The sequence below is a fragment of the Streptomyces sp. NPDC014864 genome (assembly GCF_043081525.1).
Taxonomy (GTDB): domain Bacteria; phylum Actinomycetota; class Actinomycetes; order Streptomycetales; family Streptomycetaceae; genus Streptomyces.
Map to the genome: position 1 here is coordinate 228,025 of NZ_JBIBWT010000011.1, position 19,970 is coordinate 247,994.

Sequence of the window (19,970 nt, forward strand, 5' to 3'; positions counted from 1 at the left end):
TCCTGGGGATTCCGTTATCCGAACGGCGAAGAACGCCCCTCGGACGCGGGACAGTTGGGACGGAACGGAAAAACCGCACTTTTTGGCGTTATTCGTCCGCGGTCTACGCGGGGAGATGTGCGCGGACGGTGAGGAGGATGCGGCGGGAGTGTGCGCGGCCGGTCAGTAGCCGCCGTGAACCGGCGGATAGCCGTACCCGGCGGCCGGGGCCTGGGCGGGGGCCGCGTGGGCCTCACGGTCGTAGAACGGGCGGGCCTGGGCGCGCAGCCACATCGCGACCGGGTCGTACTCGTCGGACATCGCGACGGTCGACACCGGCAGGCCGTCGGGGACCGCGCCGATGGACTGCTGCATCATCGCGCGCACCGAGTCCACGGCCTGCGGCGAGGTGTCGTACACGTCCAGGCCGATGGCGAGGTAGGGGGCGCCGAGCGCCGGCTGCACCCAGGCGCGGCGCAGCGAGCGGACCGCGGGCGTGCGGTGCGCGTTCTGCGTGAGCAGGGCGTAGAACTGCGGGATGTCGATGGCCGGTTCCGCCAGCCGCAGCGGGCCGGCCGGCTGGCGGTCCAGACCGGCGGCGATGCGCCGCAGGTCGAGCCAGGGGATGCCGACGCCGCCGCCGGGCGCGTGCGGATTGAGCCAGAGGCCGTAGTGGTCGGGGTAGAGGGTGCGGGCGACGTCCAGGCCGTCCACCACCTCGTACGACCGGTTCCAGCCGCTGGCCGAGAGCTCCTGGGCGGAGGTCACGCAGGGGGCGTAGCCGTGGCCGTCGGCCTCCATGTGGCCGTACTGGGCGTCGGGCGAGCCGGCCTGACCGTGCCAGAGCAGCATCCAGACCTGGCCGGAGGAGGGGGTGGCGAGGGCACGCAGGAGTGCCTCGTAGGCGTCGTAACGCCCGGGCGTGACCTGGCGCAGCATCTGCTCGACCTGCCCGGCCGCGGCCGTGCCGCTTGCGCTCACCTTGAACCGCCCCTCTGTGCAACCCCTCGACCCGGCCGTGCCCCTCGGGCCTGTGGTGAAAGTCCCGCCTGCCTCGCGACGGGGCCCCAGGTCCTGGCGTCGCACGGCAGACGGGAGTTTGACGACAGGGCCTAGCTTAAGCCCGCCCGGGGGCCCTGGACGCCTGCCGTCCTCGCGCGGCCGCGGGCCCGTCCGCGGGCCACCGCGCGATCCCCCACGCCCGTCCGGGAGGCCCTCAGTTGCCGTGCTGGTAGAACGGCCGCACCTTCTCGCGCATCCACTCGCCCACCGGGTCCTGGGCCGCGTCCAGGAGGATCAGGTTGACCGGCCACGGGGCGGGGGCCCGGCCGAGCGCGCGGCCGAGGGCGTCCATGGGGCGGATGCGCAGGTCGCCCTCCCACTGGGAGAGCTCGACGCCGACGAACAGGACCGGGTCGGCGGTCTCGATGACGGCGAGGCAGCGGCGGGCGGTGAGCACCACGCCGGTCTCGGCGAACTCGGCGGAGGCGGCGGCGAGGAAGTCCACCGGGTCGTCCTGCCAGTCGGGTTCGTAGAGGCGGACCCGGCCGCCGCTCGCGGGGCCGTCGAGCGGGGTCAGTCCCGTCCGGCACAGTTCGGCAACGACCGGCGGGGGCAGCGGGATGCCGACCACGCCGTCCGGGTTGAGGGCCAGCCCGACCTGCGGGGGCAGGCCGCGCGCGAACTCCACGGCGGGCGCGACGGTGTAGGGCATCTGGGCGCCGGCGACCTGGCGGAGCTGCTCCTCGGAGCTGAACACCGGCACATACGCCTGGCCCTCGACCTCCAGCGTGGGCAGGTCGAGCGGGCCGCTGTTCGGTCCCCCGCCGTTGGGCAGCGGGACCCACACGAAGCTGCGCCCGAGGACCTCGACGATCCGGGCGCCGGCCGAAGGGACGCCGAGGGCGGCCGACAGCACCTCCTCCAGCTCGTTGCCGGGCCATCCGCCGTGCGGGTGGGGGTGCGCCTGTGCCGGATAGTCCGCGGGAAGATCCGCGGGGAAGTCCGCCGGGAAGTCCATCTGCCTACCGCCTGCTGGGAACCACTGCTCTGACCGGCAAGGCTAGCGGGTACGGGGGCCCGGGGGTCTCGCCGGGCTCGCACCGATCGGAGCCGGTCGGCCCGTGACGCCGATCCGGCACAGCGCGTCCGGAGCCGGTCAGCCCGCGAAGCCGATCCGGCACAGCGCGTCCGCCGCGTCCCGGTCGAGCAGGGTCGCCGAGCCGCAGCCCTCCGGCAGCTCCCCCCGCTCCACCGCGCGCAGCAGCCGGGCGGCGGCCGTGCGGTGGCGCAGGAAGGCGTACCGCGAGACGCCGCGGCCGCGCTCGCGCTGGCCGGCCAGCGCGGTGTCCGGGGTCACGTCGAGCAGGACCAGGTGCATCATGCCGCCGCCGCGCCGGGCGGCGCGGGCCAGCCAGCCGCGCACCCAGGCCTGGGCCCCGCAGTCGTGCACCACCACTCCGCCGCCGGCCCGCAGGGCGCGGCGCAGCCCGGCGTAGTGGGCGAGGCGGACCAGCGGACGGTAGAGCGCGTACGGCAGGATGCGGGGTGCCCGGGCGTCCCAGCGGTCGCGGGTGTCCTGCGAGTCCACGCGCGCCCCGCGCACCGCGCGGCGCATCAGCGTGGACTTGCCGCTGCCGGGCAGGCCGGTGATCACGACCACGTCGCCGGGGCCGAACAGAAGGGCGTGGGGGCCCCGGCCGGCCCGGTCGCGCAGATCTCGGACCACGGGCGCGGGGCGCTCGCCGCACCGCTCGCCGGCCGCGGGCCGCCGGGACAGGACCAGGCCCCGCTCGGGCAGCGCCAGGGCCGGGGTGGTCGCCTGCGCCGTCGTCCTCTTCACCGTGATCGTCCTCCCCTGGGGTCAGTCACAGTTCCCCTCCCCGCCGAGTGTAAAGAGACGGTAATACGGGGTGTCTCGCGTTTTCGTACGCGTACCGCCACAGCCCGGTTACAGACGCGACCTGCCACGACCGGGCCGGGCGTGCAATGATGTGCGCGCCAACTGCATACCGGCCGCTTGAATCCGCGCGGGAGAGTTCCCAGCAGGTCGCTGGGGCGCCGAAGGAGCAAGTCCCTCCCTTGAATCTCTCAGGCACCATTACCGCGCGGGCGAGGCACATCTGAAAAGCGGGCCGCTGCCGCAGTGGCTCCACCCAAGGTGCAAGCCGTGACCGTCCGTCCACCGGCGGGTCATGGCGAACCTCTCAGGTTCCGATGACAGATGGGGAGGAACGTTCCTCGCCCTCCCCCATGCCCGGCTCTGCTCGCGCGGGGGGACCCCCATCTCCCTGGGAGACCGACCGATGAGCAGTACCGAACCTTCCGAGAAGCGCCGTACCGCGCTCGATGCGCTGCATCGCTCGCTCGGCGCGACGATGACCGACTTCGCCGGCTGGGACATGCCGCTGCGCTACGGCTCCGAGCGGGACGAGCACCTCGCCGTGCGCACCAGGGCGGGCCTGTTCGACCTGTCCCACATGGGCGAGATCACCGTCACCGGTCCGCAGGCCGCCGAGCTGCTGAACTTCGCCCTGGTCGGCAACATCGCCTCCGTCGGCGTGGGCCGCGCCCGCTACACCATGATCTGCCGGGCCGACGGCGGCATCCTGGACGATCTGATCGTCTACCGCCTGGCCGAGACCGAGTACATGGTCGTCGCCAACGCCTCCAACGCCCAGGTCGTGCTCGACGCGCTGACCGAGCGGGCGGCCGGCTTCGACGCCGGGGTCCGCGACGACCGGGACGCCTACGCGCTGATCGCCGTCCAGGGCCCCGAGTCCCCCGGCATCCTCAAGACGCTGACCGACGCCGACCTGGACGGCCTGAAGTACTACGCGGGCCTGCCCGGCACGGTCGCGGGCGTCCCGGCGCTGATCGCGCGCACCGGCTACACCGGCGAGGACGGCTTCGAGCTGTTCGTCGCCCCGGCCGACGCCGAGAAGCTGTGGCAGGCGCTGACCGACGCGGGCGCGCCGGCCGGGCTGGTCCCGTGCGGGCTGTCCTGCCGGGACACGCTGCGCCTGGAGGCGGGGATGCCGCTGTACGGGCACGAGCTGTCCACGTCGCTCACTCCCTTCGACGCCGGGCTCGGGCGCGTGGTGAAGTTCGACAAGGAGGGCGACTTCGTCGGGCGCGAGGCGCTGGCTGCCGCCGCCGAGCGTGCCGCCGCCCAGCCGCCCCGGGTGCTCGTCGGCCTGGTCGCCGAGGGCCGCCGGGTCCCGCGCGCGGGCTACCCCGTGGTCGCCGGCGGCGAGGTGATCGGCGAGGTCACCTCCGGCGCCCCCTCCCCCACGCTGGGCAAGCCCATCGCCATGGCGTACGTCGACGCCGCGCACGCCGCGTCGGGCACGACGGGCGTCGGCGTGGACATCCGGGGCAGCCACGAGCCGTACGAGGTCGTGGCGCTGCCCTTCTACAAGCGCCGGAAGTAGAGACTGGGAGCGGTCCGGGCGGGCACACGCCCCGGCGGCGCCCTTCGGCGTCCGTCCGCGCGCACCGGCCCGCCCGCGGGTACCCGTCCGCGCGTCCGTGGCGCCGGGCACGCCCTCCCCGCTCACCGGCGCCTCCAGCAGCCTTCCTCTTCACCAGCACTCCCCCGCGTACAGGAGAATTCAGGTCATGAGCAACCCCCAGCAGCTGCGTTACAGCAAGGAGCACGAGTGGCTGTCGCCCGCCGAGGACGGCGTGTCGGCGGTCGGCATCACGGAGCACGCGGCCAACGCGCTCGGCGACGTCGTCTTCGTCCAGCTCCCCGAGGTCGGTGACACGGTGTCCGCGGGCGAGACCTGCGGCGAGCTCGAGTCGACCAAGTCGGTCTCCGACCTGTACTCGCCCGTCACCGGCGAGATCACCGAGGTCAACCAGGACGTCGTCGACGACCCCTCGCTCGTGAACTCGGCCCCCTTCGAGGGCGGCTGGCTGTTCAAGGTCCGCGTCGCCGGCGAGCCGGAGGAGCTGCTGTCCGCCGACGAGTACACCGCGTTCACCGCCGGCTGAGGAGTCGTAGCCGTATGACTGTCCTGAACACGCCCCTGCACGAACTCGACCCCGACGTCGCCGCCGCGGTCGACGCCGAGCTGCTCCGCCAGCAGTCCACGCTGGAGATGATCGCCTCGGAGAACTTCGCTCCGGTCGCGGTCATGGAGGCCCAGGGCTCGGTCCTCACCAACAAGTACGCCGAGGGCTACCCGGGCCGCCGCTACTACGGCGGCTGCGAGCACGTCGACGTGGTCGAGCAGATCGCCATCGACCGCATCAAGGAGCTCTTCGGCGCCGAGCACGGCAACGTGCAGCCGCACTCCGGCGCCCAGGCGAACGCGGCCGCGATGTTCGCGCTGCTCAAGCCGGGTGACACGATCATGGGTCTGAACCTCGCGCACGGCGGGCACCTGACCCACGGCATGAAGATCAACTTCTCCGGCAAGCTCTACGACGTCGTCGCCTACCACGTGGGCGAGGACGGCCGGGTCGACATGGCCGAGGTGGAGCGGCTGGCGAAGGAGGCCCGGCCGAAGCTGATCGTGGCCGGCTGGTCGGCCTACCCGCGGCAGCTCGACTTCGCCGCCTTCCGCAGGATCGCGGACGAGGTCGGCGCGTACCTCATGGTCGACATGGCGCACTTCGCCGGCCTGGTGGCCGCGGGCCTGCACCCCAACCCGGTCCCGCACGCCCATGTCGTCACCACGACCACCCACAAGACGCTGGGCGGCCCGCGCGGCGGTGTGATCCTGTCCACGGCCGAGCTGGCCAAGAAGATCAACTCCGCGGTCTTCCCCGGTCAGCAGGGCGGGCCGTTGGAGCACGTGATCGCCGCCAAGGCGGTGGCCTTCAAGGTCGCGGCGAGCGAGGACTTCAAGGAGCGGCAGCGCCGTACCCTGGACGGCGCCCGCATCCTGGCCGAGCGCCTGGTGCGGGACGACGTCCGCGCGGTCGGCGTCGACGTGCTGTCCGGCGGCACGGACGTCCACCTGGTCCTGGTCGACCTGCGGAACTCGGAGCTGGACGGGCAGCAGGCCGAGGACCGGCTGCACGAGGTCGGCATCACGGTCAACCGCAACGCGATCCCGAACGACCCGCGTCCGCCGATGGTCACCTCGGGCCTGCGGATCGGCACCCCCGCCCTGGCGACCCGCGGCTTCACGGCCGAGGACTTCGCCGAGGTCGCGGACGTGATCGCCGAGGCGCTGAAGCCGTCCTACGACGCCGAGGCGCTCAAGGCACGGGTCAAGGCCCTGGCCGACAAGCACCCGCTGTACCCGGGGCTCGGAAAGTAGCCGTCCCCCGCGGTTCGGGCGGGCACCGCGCACACTGAGAGGTGAGCGCGGCGCCCGCTCACCCGCGGCCCCACCCCTACGCCCCGAACACGCACCCGCACCCGGCGCCCGCCCCCGCACCACCGCACCACCCCCGTATGGAGGAGTCCCCGTGGCCATCTCGGTCTTCGACCTGTTCTCGATCGGCATCGGCCCGTCCAGCTCCCACACGGTCGGCCCGATGCGCGCGGCACGCATGTTCGCGCGCCGGCTGCGCAACGAGGGCCTGCTGGATAGGGCGGCCTCGGTCCGGGCGGAGCTGTACGGCTCCCTCGGAGCCACCGGCCACGGTCACGGCACGCCCAAGGCGGTGCTGCTCGGCCTGGAGGGGGACTCCCCGCGCACGGTGGACGTGGAGACGGCCGACGAGCGCGTGGAGGCGATCAAGGCCTCGGGCCGCATCCGCCTGCTCGGCGAGCACGAGATCGCGTTCGACTTCGACGCGGACATGGTGCTGCACCGGCGCAAGGCCCTCCCCTACCACGCCAACGGCATGACCCTGTGGGCCCACGACGCCTCGGGGGACGAGCTGCTCGCCAAGACGTACTACTCGGTCGGCGGCGGCTTCGTCGTGGACGAGGACGCGGTGGGCGCCGACCGCATCAAGCTCGACGACACGGTCCTGAAGTACCCCTTCCGCACGGGCGACGAGCTGCTGCGCCTGACCAGGGAGACGGGCCTGTCGATCTCCTCGCTGATGCTGGAGAACGAGCGGGCCTGGCGCACCGAGGAGGAGATACGCGCGGGCCTGCTGGAGATCTGGCGGGTGATGCGGGAGTGCGTGGGGCGCGGCATGTCCCGCGAGGGCATTCTGCCCGGCGGACTGCGGGTGCGCCGCCGCGCGGCCGTCACCGCGCGCCAGCTGCGCGCCGAGGGCGACGCGCTGGCCCGCTCGATGGAGTGGATCACGCTCTACGCGATGGCGGTGAACGAGGAGAACGCGGCCGGCGGCCGGGTCGTGACCGCCCCCACCAACGGCGCGGCGGGCATCATCCCCGCGGTCCTGCACTACTACATCAACTTCGTCCCCGGCGCGGACGAGGAGGGCGTGGTCCGCTTCCTGCTCGCCGCCGGCGCGATCGGGATGCTGTTCAAGGAGAACGCCTCCATCTCCGGCGCCGAGGTCGGCTGCCAGGGCGAGGTCGGCTCGGCCTGCTCGATGGCGGCGGGCGCGCTGGCCGAGGTCATGGGCGGTACCCCCGAACAGGTCGAGAACGCCGCCGAGATCGGCATGGAGCACAATCTCGGCCTCACCTGCGACCCGGTCGGCGGCCTGGTCCAGATCCCGTGCATCGAGCGCAACGGCATGGCCGCGGTCAAGGCCGTCACCGCCGCCCGCATGGCGATGCGCGGCGACGGCTCCCACAAGGTCTCCCTCGACAAGGTCATCAAGACCATGAAGGACACCGGCGCCGACATGTCCGTCAAGTACAAGGAGACGGCGCGTGGCGGTCTCGCGGTGAACATCATCGAGTGCTGAGGGAGCGGGCCCCGGGCGGCACATCCATGCCATCCCCCGCCCCCGGGGCCTTCGCCCGCCGCTCCACCCGAGGACAAGAGCTTCGCCAAAATCGGCGAGGCCGAGCGAGCCCTTTTGCGGAGCGACGCGGCAGGCTCGCGGACACCGCGTGAGAGCGGCACGCTCGTCCCTGGACCGCGAAGGTCTGTCCCGACTCGAATGACACATACCGGAGCTCACTGTCGCCGACCGCGGCAGGGGGCGGAGGACACCCGTGTCGCCGTCAGAGGCAGTCGTTCCCCCAGGGGCTACCGCGCGGTAACCGGTTGGCTCTACGCTGCCGCCAACTTGGCGTCGGTGTAGGGGAGTTGACTCATGCGCATGGTGAGACGGATGGCGGCGGCGCTGGGGGTCGCCGGGTTACTGGCGGCGGTGCCGGCGCAGGCCCGGGCAGCGTCGCCGAAGTTCTCGGAGACGACGGCGATCGGTACGCACAACGCGTACGACAAGGCCAAGTACACGTACTTCGCGCAGGCGCTGGACTCCGGCGCCTCGCTGCTGGAGATCGACGTCTACACCGACAGCCTGAGCAGGCGCTGGCGGGTCAGCCACAGCAACCCCTTCGGCAACGACAACAACTGCGAGGCCGCGAAGGCCCCGGCCGAGCTCTACGGCAAGAGCCGCAACCAGGACCTCGGCGGCTGCCTGGACAACATCGCCGCCTGGCACCGACTGCACCCCGACCACCGGCCCATCGTCTTCAAGGTGGAGATGAAGAACGGCTTCAACAACAACGTGGGGCTCGGACCCGACGAGTTCGACACACTGGTGCGGCAGAGGCTCGGCGACATGGTCTACAGGCCGGCCGACCTGCTGGGCGGCACGTACACCTCGGCGGACGCGGCCGCGAAGGCCGACGCCTGGCCGGCCCGGGACGCCCTGCGGGGCAAGGTGCTCTTCGAGCTGATCCCCGGCACGGTGGAGCAGGCCAACCCCTTCGACCACTACTGGACGGACGAGGAGTACGGCGACCACCTGCGCGACCTGCACGCGGCCGGGGACCTGACGGCGGCCCAGGCCTTCCCGGCCGTACTGGGCGCCGAGGCCGGGGATCCGCGCACCGGCCGCTACGACGCCTCGATCCGCCCCTGGTTCGTCTTCTTCGACGGCGACGCGGCGAGCTACGTCGACAAGGGCTACGACACCTCGTTCTACTCTAGGAACCACTACATCCTGATCACCACGGACGCCGCCGGGGTGTCCCCGGCGATCTCCTCGACGAACCCCACGGACGCCGAGGTGGCCGCGCGCCTGTCCCTGCTGGCCGCGCATCACGCCAGCGTGATCACCTCGGACTGGTCGGCGAAGTCGGCCGCGGTGCTGGGATCGACGGTGCCGCGGGACTGACGCTGCCACGAGACTGACATTCGAACTGCCGGGAGGGATCGTCCGTACCTGTGGGGGGCACAACCCAGACAACGACTCCTCCCCCCCCACAGCGCCTTCAGGGAGTTCCCATGCTGCGCGGCATCGACGTCAGTGCGTACCAGTCCTCCAGTTACGGCACGGACGGCCTCTCCTTCGTCTTCATCAAGGCGACGGAGGGGCGTTCGTACGTCAACCCGAAACTCGCCGCCCAGACGAAGCACGGCAGGGACGCCGGTCTGACCGTCGGCTTCTACCACTTCCTCTGGCCGGGCAACCTCACGGCCCAGGCGGAGCACTTCGTCGCCAAGGCCCCCGAGAGGGCGGGCGACATCCTCGCCGTCGACTGGGAGACCACCGGCGACGGCACCCACGCCTCCAACGCCGAGAAGGACGCCTTCCTCCGCAAGGTGAAGCAACTGCGGCCGCACCACCGGGTCGTCCTGTACTGCAGCCGGGACTACTGGCTCCATCGCGACCGGACCTCGTACGCGGGCGACGGCCTGTGGATCGCGGACTACGTCACCGCGGGCAAGCCGCGCATCGAGGCCGCATGGCGCTTCCACCAGTACACCGACGAGCCCCACGACACCAATGTGGCCCGCTTCACCACCCACGCCGACCTGCGGAAGTGGGCCACGCCCCAGGGGAGATGAGCGCGTCCTCGCGGCCGGCGGGGTGGTACGGCCCGGAGACCGGCCCCGCCACACGAGGTCCGTCCCCCGCGCCGGCCCCGCCGTCCTACGCCCGGAAGTCCGCCGGGCGTTCCGGGGACGCCTCTCCGAGTGCCTCGACGACGGCGTCGACGCCTGCCCTGAGGCCGTAGACCGGGGTCCCGGGCTGCTGGCGCCATGAGTCGTCGATGCCGCCGGAGTCCACGGTGTCGAAGCCGAGTTCGTCGATCAGCGCCCGGACCTTCGCCTTGGCCTCCGCGTCGTCGCCCGCCACCGGGAGCGCCATCCGCTCCGGGTCGCCGGCCGGACGGGGCCGCTCCACGATGTCCTGGGCGTAGGTGCCGTTGAACGCCTTGATCACGGGGTGCCCGATCCGGCGCTCGGTCCAGCGGCTCTCGGTGAGTCCATCGTCCTCGATCTCCGCGATACGGCCGTCCCGCTGCTGCGGGTAGTAGTTGCCGGTGTCGATGACCGCCGCGCCCTCCGCCGCCCCGTCGAGCAGGCCGGCGGGGAGGTCCGGGACCGCCTTCAGCGGAACGGTGACCACGACGACCTCGGCGCCGCGCGCCGCCTCCTCGACGCGGACGGGGGTCGCGCCGGTCTCCTCGGCCAGTGCCGTGAGGGTGTGCGGGCCACGGGAGTTCGCGACGGAGACGTCGTGGCCGAGGGCGGTGAGCCGCCGGGTGAGGTTGCCGCCGATGTTGCCCGCGCCGATGATGCCGATCTTCATGTCTGGATTCGCCCAGCCCTTCCGAGGTCGGTGTCCGAAGCACAGCCTTGCAGCCGACCTCCAACCCACGTCGGACGCGCGCTATTCCTGACCCCGGCGAACGGGTGAGACGGCGGAGGGGCGCCCGGCGGCTCACCGCCGGGCGCCCCTCCGCCTCGGACTCACTTGTTCACGTAGGCCCAGAACTCGTCGAAGGACAGGACCTTGTCCCCGTTCAGGTCGCGGGTCTTGATGATGACCTCCGCCACCGTGTCGGTGACGTTCCAGTCGCCCCCCTGGGCCAGGGCGGACTTGAACTCGGCGGCGGTGATGAACCCGTCACCGTCCGCATCGATCCGCTGGAACTCCTTGCGTGCTTCCTCGATGTCCGCCACCGATCCGCCCCTTTGTGTCGCGTCTGATCTGTCTTGCTGTCGTACTGACGCAGGTCAGATTAACGGCCCTCGCGCGACCTCGGTGCGGCGACCACCCACGGGCACTCCTGCCCGGAGGCGGGTCAGCGGAAGATGCCCGTGTGCCCCAGGGAGTAGCGGCCCGGCTGGGGGTAGACGGCGAGGCCGTGCGGGCCTCTGCCGACCTTGATGCGGGCGAGCTGGGCGCCGGTGCGGGTGTCGATGGCGTACACCTCGGAGTTGTAGCGCCCCGACAGCCACAGGACCTTGCCGTCGGCGGAGACGCCGCCCATGTCGGGGCTGCCGCCGTGGGGAAGGCGCCACTTCTCGGTGAGCTTGTTGCGGGTGAAGTCGAAGATCGAGACGGTGCCCTCACCGCGGTTGGAGATGTACATCTCGCGGGAGTCGCGGCTGACGTACAGGCCGTGGGCGCCCTTGCCGGTGTGGAGGAACTCCGGCTTGCCGAAGGTGGCGCCGTCCAGGATCCACAGCCCGTTGGCCACCATGTCGGCGACGTAGAAGCGCTTGCCGTCGGGGGACATCTTCACGTCCTGCGGCATGGCTCCGCGCAGCGGCAGCTTCTGCCGGCCGACCACCTCCATCCGCGCCGTGTCCACCTTGAGCAGTTCCCCGCTGAACTCGCAGGAGACGATGAAGTAGCGGCCGTCCAGGGAGAAGTCGGCGTGGTTGACGCCCGCGCAGCCGACCGGGAGGGCCTTCACCGTCTTCATGGTGTGCGCGTCGCGGAAGACCAGCTGGTGGTCGGCGGAGGCCATGACCACCGCGTACTTGCCGTCGGGGGTGAAGTACAGGTTGTACGGGTCGTGCACGGCGACCGGCTCGCCCGCCTCGCCGGTCCTCGGGTCGATGGGGGTGAGGCTGTTGCCCAGGTCGTTGTTGACCCACAGCGTCCTCATGTCCCAGGAGGGGACCACGTGCTGGGGCTGACGGCCGACCCGGATCGTCTCGACCACCCGGTACGTGGCGGGGTCGATGACCGAGACCGTGTTGGAGTTGGTGTTGGGGACGTAGATCCGGGACGGGAAGTCCTTGACCACCGGGGAGAGCTTGTTCGGGCGGTCGGCGGCGTAGACGTCGGACGGGTCGAGGACGGGCGGCATGCCGGGCAGGGCGCCCACGGCCTGCCGTTTCGGCTGCGGCACGGCGGCCGCCTTGCTGCCGAGGGCCTCGTCGGCGTGGTGCGCGGAGCCGTCGCAGGCGGAGAGCGCGGCCAGCGCGAGGCAGGCGGCGCCGGCGATCAGGGCCCGGGTGAGGAGGGTGGGTCGCATCAGCTCAGCAGCTCCGTGGTGGTGACCGCGTGGAGGCCGCGGCGGTCGAGTTCGGTGAGGAGACCGGGGAGGGCGGTGACCGTGCCCGGGTGGCCGAAGTGCAGGCTCACCACGGACCCCGGCCGGACCTCGGCCAGGACCTTGCGGGTGATCGCGGGGGCGCCGGGGTCCGTGTAGTCGAGCGAGTCGACGTCGTACGACAGCACGTGCGGGTATCCGGCGCCGCGGGCCAGCCGTGCCACGAGCGGGGAGGCGGCCGGGGCGCGCGAGGGGCGGAACCAGGTGCCGATGGATCCGGTGAGCCGCCGCAGCCGGTCCGCGCAGGCGGTGATCTCCGACCGGGCGTCCGCCTCGGACATGGTGTTGACGGCGAGGTGGCGCTGGGTGTGGTTGCCGAGGTCGTGGCCGCCGTCGAGGATGCGGCGGGCCAGTTCCGGGTGCTCGTCGAGCCAGGTGCCGACGGCGAGCACGGTGACGCGGGCGCCGTGCCGCTCGGCCCCGGTGAGCAGGGCGCGGGCGAGTGCCGGGTCGCCCTGGCCGTGGAAGGTGAGGGCGACGCGGGGCCGGTCGCGGGGGCCGTGGGTGATCTGTGCGGGCTGCCGGGGGAAGGCGCGGGGGGCGGGCGCGGCGAGCGGAGTGGCGGTCGCGTGCGGGGCGCGGGGCGAGGGCGTGGCGCTGGACGGGGGCGCGTCGGCACCCGCGGCGGAGCAACCGGCGGCGAGCGCGCCCCCGGCGACGAGCCCGGCGCCCGTGCGCAGCACCCCTCGGCGGTCGGTCGTGGTCACCCGCACCATTTAAGGGGTGAAGGGTAAGAAAACCGCCGATTCACACGTATGGCCGCCGGGGTGAGCGTCGGTCAGCGGTCCGCCACCCGCATCTCGAACCAGGTGGTCTTGCCGCGCGGCAGGAGGTCCACACCCCAGCGGTCGGCCAGTTTGTCGACGAGGAAGAGCCCCCGGCCGCTGACGTCCATCTCCTGCACCGGCATCAGGCACGGGAGCCCGCGGGAGGGGTCGCGGACCTCCACGCGGATCCAGCCGCGGCGGCGGCGCATCCGTAAGCCGAACACCCGGGCCCCGGTGTGCCGTACGGCGTTGCCGACGAGTTCGGAGACCAGGAGGACGGCGTCCTCCGTCATCTTGGGGGTCAGCCCCCACTGGCGCAGGACGACGACCTGGGCGAGCCGGCGTGCGGTGGCGGCGGACTCGGGGCGGGACGGCAGCGGAACCTCTGCCTCCGTCGGGTTGCCGAACAACTCCAGCGCCCTGAGTGCCCGTTCGTCCTCGACCGCAGGCGACCAGCGCGCGGCGGTCGCCCGCCCTTGTCCCCGCGGCTGCTCGATGCCCTCCAGCCCCGCCATGCCCCCCATCATGGCCGGACGGGGCTTCGTCCGGGGCCGTTCCGGGTGAATACGCCCCCTGAGCGCCCCTGCTGCACCGAATGCGCACGGCATATGCCAAAGGCGCTTCGGAGTCCGGAACATCTCGGCTGACCTGCGCCGACGGGCCCGCGAGCGATCGCCGAGGGCCTCCCTCGACAAGGCAGGCTTAAGGGTGCCTTAAGGCTCCCCTAATCCGCCTCATCGAGGGACCCCCGGGATCAGACGCCGCGTCAACAGCAAGAGAGGGGCGAGAGCTTCGTAAGGATTCAGAGGAACTTGGCCTTGCCCGGACCCTCCTCCACGAAGCTGCGCATCCCGCGCTCGCGGTCCTCGGTGGCGAACAGCCCCGCGAACCAGTTGCGCTCCACGGCGAGTCCGGTCTCGATGTCCGTCTCCAGCCCGATGTCGACCGACTCCTTGGCCGCGCGCAGGGCGATCGCCGGGCCCTGGGCGAGCTTCGCGGCCCAGGCGTGCGCCTCGGCGTACACGTCGGCGGCGGGCACCACCCGGTCCACCAGGCCCAGAGCGAGAGCCTCGTCGGCCTTCACCTGACGGCCGGTGAAGATCAGGTCCTTGGCCTTCGAGGGGCCGATCAGCCGGGCCAGCCGCTGGGTGCCGCCGGCGCCCGGGATCAGGCCGAGCAGGATCTCGGGCTGGCCCAGCTTGGCGTTGTCCCCGGCGATGCGGATGTCCGCGCAGAGCGCGAGTTCGCAGCCGCCCCCCAGCGCGTACCCGGTGACCGCGGCGACCACCGGCTTGGGAATGCGGGCCACGGCGGTGAAGGAGTCCTGCAGGGCACGGGCGCGCAGGACCATCGCCGCGTGGTCCATCACCTGCATCTCCTTGATGTCCGCGCCCGCCGCGAACACCTTCTCGCCGCCGTAGATCACCACGGCGCGCACGTCCTCGCGGCGGGTGGCCTCCTCGGCGAGTTCCCTGATCCGGTCCTGCGTGGCGATGTCGAGCGCGTTCATGGGCGGGCGGTCCAGGCGCAGCGTGCCGACGCCCTCGGCCACTTCGAGAGTTGCGGTCATGCAGGCAGGTTAACGGGGATTAACGGTGCGGGGGCTCGTGCGGTCGATCACACCCGGCCGGGGGTCCGGGGGCCCCGGGCGGGCACAGCACGGGGATCAACGGGGACGGGCCCGGTGCCGTGGATCGCACCGGGCCCGTCAGCGCGCCGTGGGCTACGCCGTCCACTCCTTCCAGGACAAGTTCCAGCCGTTGAGGCCGTTGTCCGGGGAGACCGTGCGGTCGTGGGAGTTCTTGACCACGACCACGTCGCCGATCATCGAGTGGTTGAAGAACCAGGCCGCCGGCACCTTGCTGTCGTAGCCGCCGCGCACGTCGCGCAGGCCGACGCAGCCGTGGCTGGCGTTGTAGTTGCCGAAGGCGCCGCCACCCCAGTAGTTGCCGTGGATGAAGGTGCCCGAGGTGGTGAGCCGGATGGCGTGCGGGACGTCCTTGATGTCGTACTCGCCGCCGTAGCCGACCGTCTCGCCGTTCATGCGGGTGACGGTGAGCTTCTCGCTCATCACCATCTGGCCGTTCCAGGTCTCGTAGCCGGGCTTGCCGGTGGTGACGGGCAGGGTCTTGACGACCTTGCCGTCCTGCGTGACCTTCATCGTCTGCTTCTTGGCGTCCACCACGGACACCTGGTTGCGGCCGATGGTGAAGGAGACCGTCTTGGTCTGCTTGCCGTAGACGCCGGGGCGGCCCTCGACGCCGTCGAGGTTCAGCCGGACGGTGACCTTGGTGCCGGACTTCCAGTACTCCTCGGGGCGGAAGTCGAGGCGGTCGTTGCCGAACCAGTGGCCGCGCACCTCGACGGCCGGCTCGGTCTTGATCTGGACGGCCCGCTGGACGTCCTTCGGGTGCGTGATGCCCCGGGTGAAGCGGATGGAGAACGGCATTCCGACACCGACGGTGGAGCCGTCCTCGGGGGTGAAGTACCCGACGAAGGTGTTCTGCGGGGTCAGGGTGGTGAAGCTGGAGTCCTCGGCCGCCGCGCGGCCCGCGGAGTCCTTGGCGACCGCGTGCACCCGGTACTTGGTGGAGGCGGCCAGGTGGGTGGACGGCGTCCAGGTGGCGCCGCCGCCGGTTATCTTCCCCGGTATCGCGGTGCCCTTGGCGTCCTTCACCACGACCTCGGTCAGCCGGCCCTCGCGCGCGCTGACCTTGAGGGCGTCGCTGGTCCGGACGGACTTGGCGCCGTCCTTGGGCGCGATGGTGACCACCGCCTGCGACTGCTTGCCCTGCGCCGCGCCGGCGCCCTTGCCCACGCCGGACCCCGCGCCCGGCTTCGCTCCTCCACCGCAGCCGGTGACGGCGAGCAGCAGCGCACCAGCCAGGAGCGCCAGCCCCCTGCGGCGGCGGCGGTTCCCCCGCGCGTCAACCGACGCCCCCGATATCGGTCGCACGTTCAAGTCGTCTCTCCCCTCGCCGGGCCTGGTCGGGCCCGCACCCCAGCGCTACAGCGCGCGTTGGCGCATATTAACCGCAAGGTCAGGGCCGTCGGCGACCCGGAATTGTCACCGTTCAGTCCCAACTTCAACAGTCCGCCGAAGCCCCGACCTCCGTCGCCCCGGCGCTAGTTGAGCGCGCTGCCCGCCGTCCACTGCGTCCAGTCCATGTTCCACCCGCCGAGGCCGTTGTCGGGAGCGACGTATCCGTCGTCGCTGTGGACCACCTCGACGACGTCCCCGACGAGGCTGCGGTCGAAGAACCAGCCCGCCGGGGTCTCGGCGCCGCCGCCCTTGACGTCCTGCAGCCCGACGCAGCCGTGGCTGACGTTGACCCGGCCGAAGACGTCCTGGGACCAGTAGTTGCCGTGCAGGAAGGTGCCCGAGTCGGTGAGCCGCATGGCGTGCGGGACGTCGGGGATGTCGTACTCGCCGCCGAAGCCGACCGTGCGGCTGTTCATGCGGGTGACCTCCTGCATCTCCATCACCACCATCTTGCCGTTGTACGTCGTGGACTTGGGGGCTCCGGCGGTGACGGGGACGGTGGCCAGCAGGGTGCCTTCGCGCCGCACCTCCATGGTGTGCGCGGCCGCGTCGACCAGGGAGACCTGGCTGCGGCCGATGGTGAAGGAGAAGGACTTGTCCTGCAGTCCGTAGACCCCTGGCGCCCCCTCCACGTCCCGCAGGCGCAGGTCGACGGTGACCTGGGTGCCGGGACTCCAGTAGGTCCGGGGCCGGAGGTCGAGGCGCTCCCCGCCGAACCAGTGGGCCCGGATCTCGACGGGCGGGTCCGCGGTGACGTGGACCGCGCGCTCCACGGCGGCCCGGTCGGCGATCTTCCGGTTGAACGTCAGCGAGACGATCATCCCGGTGCCGACGGTGGAGCGGTTCTCCGGGGTGACGTACCCGATGAAGCGCTCCTCGGGGACGTACGTGGTGAAGCTGGTGTGCCGTGCGGAGCGGCGGCCCCGGCTGTCGACGGCGACCGCGTCGACCGTGTACTTGGCGGCGAGGGCGAGCCGGTCGTCGTCGGGCCGCCACTCCCGGCCGCCGGAGGTCAGGCGCCCGGGCACCGGGGTGTCCTGCGCGTCCTGGGCCCGGACGACCCGCACGGACTCCAGGCGCCCGTCCCCGGCCCGCACCCGGAGCTTGCCGTCGGCGCGGACCCCCTTGTCGCCGTCGTCCGGCGAGACCCGGATGACGTCCTCGGCGGCCGGGGGACCGCCGAGGAGGCCGCCGAACCCGTCGGTGCCGCCCGAGGTGCAGCCGGCGGCCCCGGCCAGCAGTCCTGCCCATGTCAGTACGGCGGCCAGCGCGGCCCCCGCGCGCCCTGCGCGCCCTTGTACGTGCCTCACGGGCTGCCCAACGAGCGGGCCCGCTCCCGGGAAACGTGAGTGCGACCCAAGCTCTGGGCAGAACAGTGGGGAGACGACGCCGGGGAGCCGAGCCCCAGGACAGAGCCGCGGGGGCGCGCCGGTGCCGGGAACGGACCTGTCCGTGCCCCGCCAACGGGGGGGTGCGGGCCGGACCGCCCACCCGGCACCGGCCGGGCTGCCCTGGGGCCGACGAGCCGAGAAAAAGGGGCCGACAGGTGTCGAGCGCAGCCGAGCAGGAGGCGGTGGCGGGCGGGCACGCCGCCGGGGAGGGGCGCCCGGCCGCCGTCGTGAACGGCGAGCGCCGTGCCGCGCCGCCGCCCGGCGCCCCCGTGTGGCCGGGCGCGCCGACACCGCTGGGCGCCCGCTTCCGGGTGGGCCCGGACGGCGTGGCCGGCACCAACTTCGCGCTGTGGGCGGGCGGGGCGGAGTCGGTCGAACTGTGCCTGTTCGACGAGAGGGGCAAGGAGACCCGCGCCCGCCTGACCGAACTGACCCACGAGATCTGGCACGGCTTCGTCCCGGGCGTCATGCCCGGGCAGCGGTACGGCTACCGGGTGCACGGCCGCTGGGACCCGTGGACCGGCGCCCGCTGGAACCCGGCGAAACTGCTGCTCGACCCGTACGCGCGCGCGGTGGACGGCGAGTTCGCCCTGCCGCCGGAGGTCTACGGGCATGTGCGGGACTGGCCCGACCAGTCCGTCGCGGACACCGTGCGCGACGAGCGGGACTCGGCGCCCTTCGTGCCCAAGGGCGTGGTGGTGCACGACGACGACGACTGGTCGGACGACCGCCGTCCCAAGACGCCCTGGGCGGACTCGGTGATCTACGAGCTGCACGTGCGCGGCTTCACCCGGCTGCACCCCGGCATCCCCGAGGAACTGCGCGGCACCTACGCGGGCCTGGCCCATCCGGCGGCGATCGAGCACCTGGTGAGGCTGGGCGTGACGGCGGTGGAGCTGCTGCCGGTGCACCAGTTCGCGCACGAGGACCACCTGCTGCGCCGGGGCCTGCGCAACTACTGGGGCTACAACTCGATCGGCTACTTCGCCCCGCACGCCGCCTACGCGGCCTCCGGCACCACCGGCGAGCAGGTGGGCGAGTTCAAGCGGATGGTGCGCGCGCTGCACGCCGCCGGCATCGAGGTCGTCCTCGACGTGGTCTACAACCACACCGCGGAGGCGAACGAGTACGGCCCGGCGCTGTCCCTGAAGGGCATCGACAACCACGGCTACTACCGCCTCCAGCAGGACGCCCGCCGGTACGCCGACTACACCGGCTGCGGCAACACCCTGCACGTGGTGCAGCCGCACGTGCTGCGCCTGATCACCGACTCGCTGCGCTACTGGGTGACCGAGATGGGCGTGGACGGCTTCCGCTTCGACCTGGCCGCCGCGCTGGCGCGCTCCATGCACGACGTCGACATGCTCTCGCCGTTCCTCGCGGTCATCGCCCAGGACCCGGTGCTGCGCCGGGTGAAGCTGATCGCGGAGCCCTGGGACGTGGGCTCGGGCGGCTACCAGGTCGGCGCGTTCCCCCCGCTGTGGACGGAGTGGAACGACCGCTACCGCAACGCCGTACGGGACTTCTGGCGCGGCGCGCTGCCCGACGTCCGGGACCTCGGATACCGGCTCTCGGGCTCCAGCGACCTGTACGCCTGGGGCGGCCGGCGCCCGTACGCGTCGGTCAACTTCGTCACCGCGCACGACGGTTTCACCCTGCGCGACCTGGTGTCGTACGCGCGCAAGCACAACGAGGCCAACGGCGAGGGCAACCGGGACGGCACGGACGACAACCGCTCCTCGAACTGCGGGGCGGAGGGCGAGACCGAGGACGAGGGGGTCCGGGCGCTGCGCCGCCGGCAGCTGCGGAACCTGCTGACCACGCTGCTGCTGTCGACGGGCGTGCCGATGCTGGTCGCGGGCGACGAACTGGGCCGCACCCAGCACGGCAACAACAACGCCTACTGCCAGGACAACGAGATCAGCTGGGTGGACTGGGGCCTCCTCGACGACCCCGGCTGGCGCGGGCTGTTCGAGCTCACCGCCCGGCTGATCGCGCTGCGCCACCGGCACCCCGTGCTGCGCCGCCGCGCGTTCTTCTCCGGCCGCGCGCACTCGGCGGACGGGCTGCGGGACCTGGCCTGGTTCACCCCGCGCGGCACGGAGATGACGGAGCGGGACTGGTACGCCCCGGCCGCCACCCTGGGCCTGTACCTGTCCGGCCGGGACATCCCCGGGCGGGACGAGCGGGGCGCACCCGTCCTCGACGACAGCTTCCTCGCGGTGCTGCACGCCGGGGACCGCCCGGTGAGCTTCGTGCTGCCCGGGCCGCCGTGGGCGGAGCGGTACGAGGTGGTCGTGGACACCTCGCGCGAGGACCAGGACGGGGCGCCGGACACGGTCCTCGCGGCAGGCACGGAGACCACGGTTCCGGCACGTTCCGTACTGCTCCTGCGGGTCGGCTGACCCTGGGTGGCTTCCGGACGTGGT

18 protein-coding genes and 1 riboswitch are annotated in these 19,970 nt (G+C 72.3%); of the genes, 7 read left to right on the forward strand and 11 right to left on the reverse strand.

Translation table 11 applies throughout. From position 1 onward, the window contains the following. Positions 1 to 162: 162 nt before the first annotated feature. From ACF1A5_RS21650 to ACF1A5_RS21660, 3 genes are all read right to left on the reverse strand, one after another. The gene (locus ACF1A5_RS21650; protein WP_392194468.1) at positions 163 to 960 is read right to left on the reverse strand and encodes an enhanced serine sensitivity protein SseB C-terminal domain-containing protein; all 798 of its coding nucleotides are present in this window, start codon (positions 958 to 960) and stop codon (positions 163 to 165) included. Between the two features lie 235 nt (positions 961 to 1,195). After that, complete coding sequence (locus ACF1A5_RS21655) at positions 1,196 to 1,999, reverse strand: enhanced serine sensitivity protein SseB (protein WP_392194469.1); 804 nt, start codon at positions 1,997 to 1,999, stop codon at positions 1,196 to 1,198. A gap of 138 nt (positions 2,000 to 2,137) precedes the next feature. Then, entirely contained in the window at positions 2,138 to 2,827 is a 690-nt protein-coding gene (locus ACF1A5_RS21660; protein WP_392194507.1) for an AAA family ATPase, read from the reverse strand. Between the two features lie 172 nt (positions 2,828 to 2,999). After that, positions 3,000 to 3,095: riboswitch (glycine riboswitch) on the forward strand. 189 nt (positions 3,096 to 3,284) lie between these two features. On the opposite strand from ACF1A5_RS21660, the gene gcvT reads away from it, so the two are divergent. The 6 genes from gcvT (at position 3,285) to ACF1A5_RS21690 (ending at position 9,833) form a co-directional block, all read left to right on the forward strand. Beyond that, positions 3,285 to 4,412, forward strand: a complete 1,128-nt coding sequence (gene gcvT, locus ACF1A5_RS21665) for a glycine cleavage system aminomethyltransferase GcvT (protein ID WP_392194470.1) — start codon at positions 3,285 to 3,287, stop codon at positions 4,410 to 4,412. Positions 4,413 to 4,599: 187 nt separating this feature from the next. Beyond that, on the forward strand, positions 4,600 to 4,977 hold the full coding sequence (gene gcvH, locus ACF1A5_RS21670) for a glycine cleavage system protein GcvH (protein ID WP_356187817.1): 378 nt from the start codon (positions 4,600 to 4,602) through the stop codon (positions 4,975 to 4,977). Positions 4,978 to 4,991: 14 nt separating this feature from the next. Then, entirely contained in the window at positions 4,992 to 6,254 is a 1,263-nt protein-coding gene (glyA, locus tag ACF1A5_RS21675) for a serine hydroxymethyltransferase (protein WP_392194471.1), read from the forward strand. Between the two features lie 151 nt (positions 6,255 to 6,405). Next, complete coding sequence (locus ACF1A5_RS21680) at positions 6,406 to 7,773, forward strand: L-serine ammonia-lyase (protein WP_392194472.1); 1,368 nt, start codon at positions 6,406 to 6,408, stop codon at positions 7,771 to 7,773. A gap of 354 nt (positions 7,774 to 8,127) precedes the next feature. Beyond that, complete coding sequence (locus ACF1A5_RS21685) at positions 8,128 to 9,159, forward strand: phosphatidylinositol-specific phospholipase C domain-containing protein (protein WP_392194473.1); 1,032 nt, start codon at positions 8,128 to 8,130, stop codon at positions 9,157 to 9,159. 110 nt (positions 9,160 to 9,269) lie between these two features. Beyond that, on the forward strand, positions 9,270 to 9,833 hold the full coding sequence (locus ACF1A5_RS21690; protein ID WP_392194474.1) for a glycoside hydrolase family 25 protein: 564 nt from the start codon (positions 9,270 to 9,272) through the stop codon (positions 9,831 to 9,833). 85 nt (positions 9,834 to 9,918) lie between these two features. On the opposite strand, the gene ACF1A5_RS21695 is transcribed toward ACF1A5_RS21690, so the two are convergent. The 8 genes from ACF1A5_RS21695 to ACF1A5_RS21730 form a co-directional block, all read right to left on the reverse strand. Next, complete coding sequence (locus ACF1A5_RS21695; protein WP_392194475.1) at positions 9,919 to 10,581, reverse strand: NADPH-dependent F420 reductase; 663 nt, start codon at positions 10,579 to 10,581, stop codon at positions 9,919 to 9,921. 161 nt (positions 10,582 to 10,742) lie between these two features. Then, positions 10,743 to 10,955 (reverse strand): EF-hand domain-containing protein, encoded by a 213-nt coding sequence (locus ACF1A5_RS21700; protein ID WP_392194476.1) that lies wholly within the window; start codon positions 10,953 to 10,955, stop codon positions 10,743 to 10,745. A 122-nt stretch (positions 10,956 to 11,077) separates the two neighbouring features. Further along, entirely contained in the window at positions 11,078 to 12,262 is a 1,185-nt protein-coding gene (locus ACF1A5_RS21705) for a PQQ-binding-like beta-propeller repeat protein (protein WP_392194477.1), read from the reverse strand. Further along, the gene (locus tag ACF1A5_RS21710; protein WP_392194478.1) at positions 12,262 to 13,047 is read right to left on the reverse strand and encodes a polysaccharide deacetylase family protein; all 786 of its coding nucleotides are present in this window, start codon (positions 13,045 to 13,047) and stop codon (positions 12,262 to 12,264) included. The genes ACF1A5_RS21705 and ACF1A5_RS21710 overlap by 1 nt, the downstream gene beginning before the upstream one ends. Before the next feature lie 71 nt (positions 13,048 to 13,118). Continuing rightward, positions 13,119 to 13,622 (reverse strand): ATP-binding protein, encoded by a 504-nt coding sequence (locus ACF1A5_RS21715; protein WP_392194479.1) that lies wholly within the window; start codon positions 13,620 to 13,622, stop codon positions 13,119 to 13,121. Between the two features lie 287 nt (positions 13,623 to 13,909). Next, positions 13,910 to 14,677, reverse strand: coding sequence for an enoyl-CoA hydratase/isomerase family protein (locus tag ACF1A5_RS21720; protein ID WP_392194480.1), 768 nt, complete (start codon positions 14,675 to 14,677; stop codon positions 13,910 to 13,912). A 153-nt stretch (positions 14,678 to 14,830) separates the two neighbouring features. After that, positions 14,831 to 16,069: an Ig-like domain-containing protein gene (locus ACF1A5_RS21725; protein ID WP_392194481.1), complete on the reverse strand. Its 1,239-nt coding sequence runs from the start codon at positions 16,067 to 16,069 to the stop codon at positions 14,831 to 14,833. Between the two features lie 164 nt (positions 16,070 to 16,233). After that, on the reverse strand, positions 16,234 to 17,460 hold the full coding sequence (locus tag ACF1A5_RS21730) for an Ig-like domain-containing protein (protein WP_392194482.1): 1,227 nt from the start codon (positions 17,458 to 17,460) through the stop codon (positions 16,234 to 16,236). Positions 17,461 to 17,696: 236 nt separating this feature from the next. On the opposite strand from ACF1A5_RS21730, the gene glgX reads away from it, so the two are divergent. Next, a complete protein-coding gene (glgX, locus tag ACF1A5_RS21735) occupies positions 17,697 to 19,946 on the forward strand; it encodes a glycogen debranching protein GlgX (RefSeq protein WP_392194483.1) in 2,250 nt (749 codons plus the stop codon). Positions 19,947 to 19,970: the final 24 nt, after the last annotated feature.

Excerpts from the sequence above, each read along its gene's own strand:
- ACF1A5_RS21715 (WP_392194479.1), bottom strand. The coding sequence starts at position 13,622 with ATGGCGGGGCTGGAGGGCATCGAGCAGCCGCGGGGACAAGGGCGGGCG.
- ACF1A5_RS21690 (WP_392194474.1), top strand. The coding sequence starts at position 9,270 with ATGCTGCGCGGCATCGACGTCAGTGCGTACCAGTCCTCCAGTTACGGC.
- ACF1A5_RS21720 (WP_392194480.1), bottom strand. The coding sequence starts at position 14,677 with ATGACCGCAACTCTCGAAGTGGCCGAGGGCGTCGGCACGCTGCGCCTG.
- ACF1A5_RS21685 (WP_392194473.1), top strand. The coding sequence starts at position 8,128 with ATGCGCATGGTGAGACGGATGGCGGCGGCGCTGGGGGTCGCCGGGTTA.
- ACF1A5_RS21705 (WP_392194477.1), bottom strand. The coding sequence starts at position 12,262 with ATGCGACCCACCCTCCTCACCCGGGCCCTGATCGCCGGCGCCGCCTGC.
- ACF1A5_RS21655 (WP_392194469.1), bottom strand. The coding sequence starts at position 1,999 with ATGGACTTCCCGGCGGACTTCCCCGCGGATCTTCCCGCGGACTATCCG.
- glyA (WP_392194471.1), top strand. The coding sequence starts at position 4,992 with ATGACTGTCCTGAACACGCCCCTGCACGAACTCGACCCCGACGTCGCC.
- ACF1A5_RS21695 (WP_392194475.1), bottom strand. The coding sequence starts at position 10,581 with ATGAAGATCGGCATCATCGGCGCGGGCAACATCGGCGGCAACCTCACC.
- gcvH (WP_356187817.1), top strand. The coding sequence starts at position 4,600 with ATGAGCAACCCCCAGCAGCTGCGTTACAGCAAGGAGCACGAGTGGCTG.
- gcvT (WP_392194470.1), top strand. The coding sequence starts at position 3,285 with ATGAGCAGTACCGAACCTTCCGAGAAGCGCCGTACCGCGCTCGATGCG.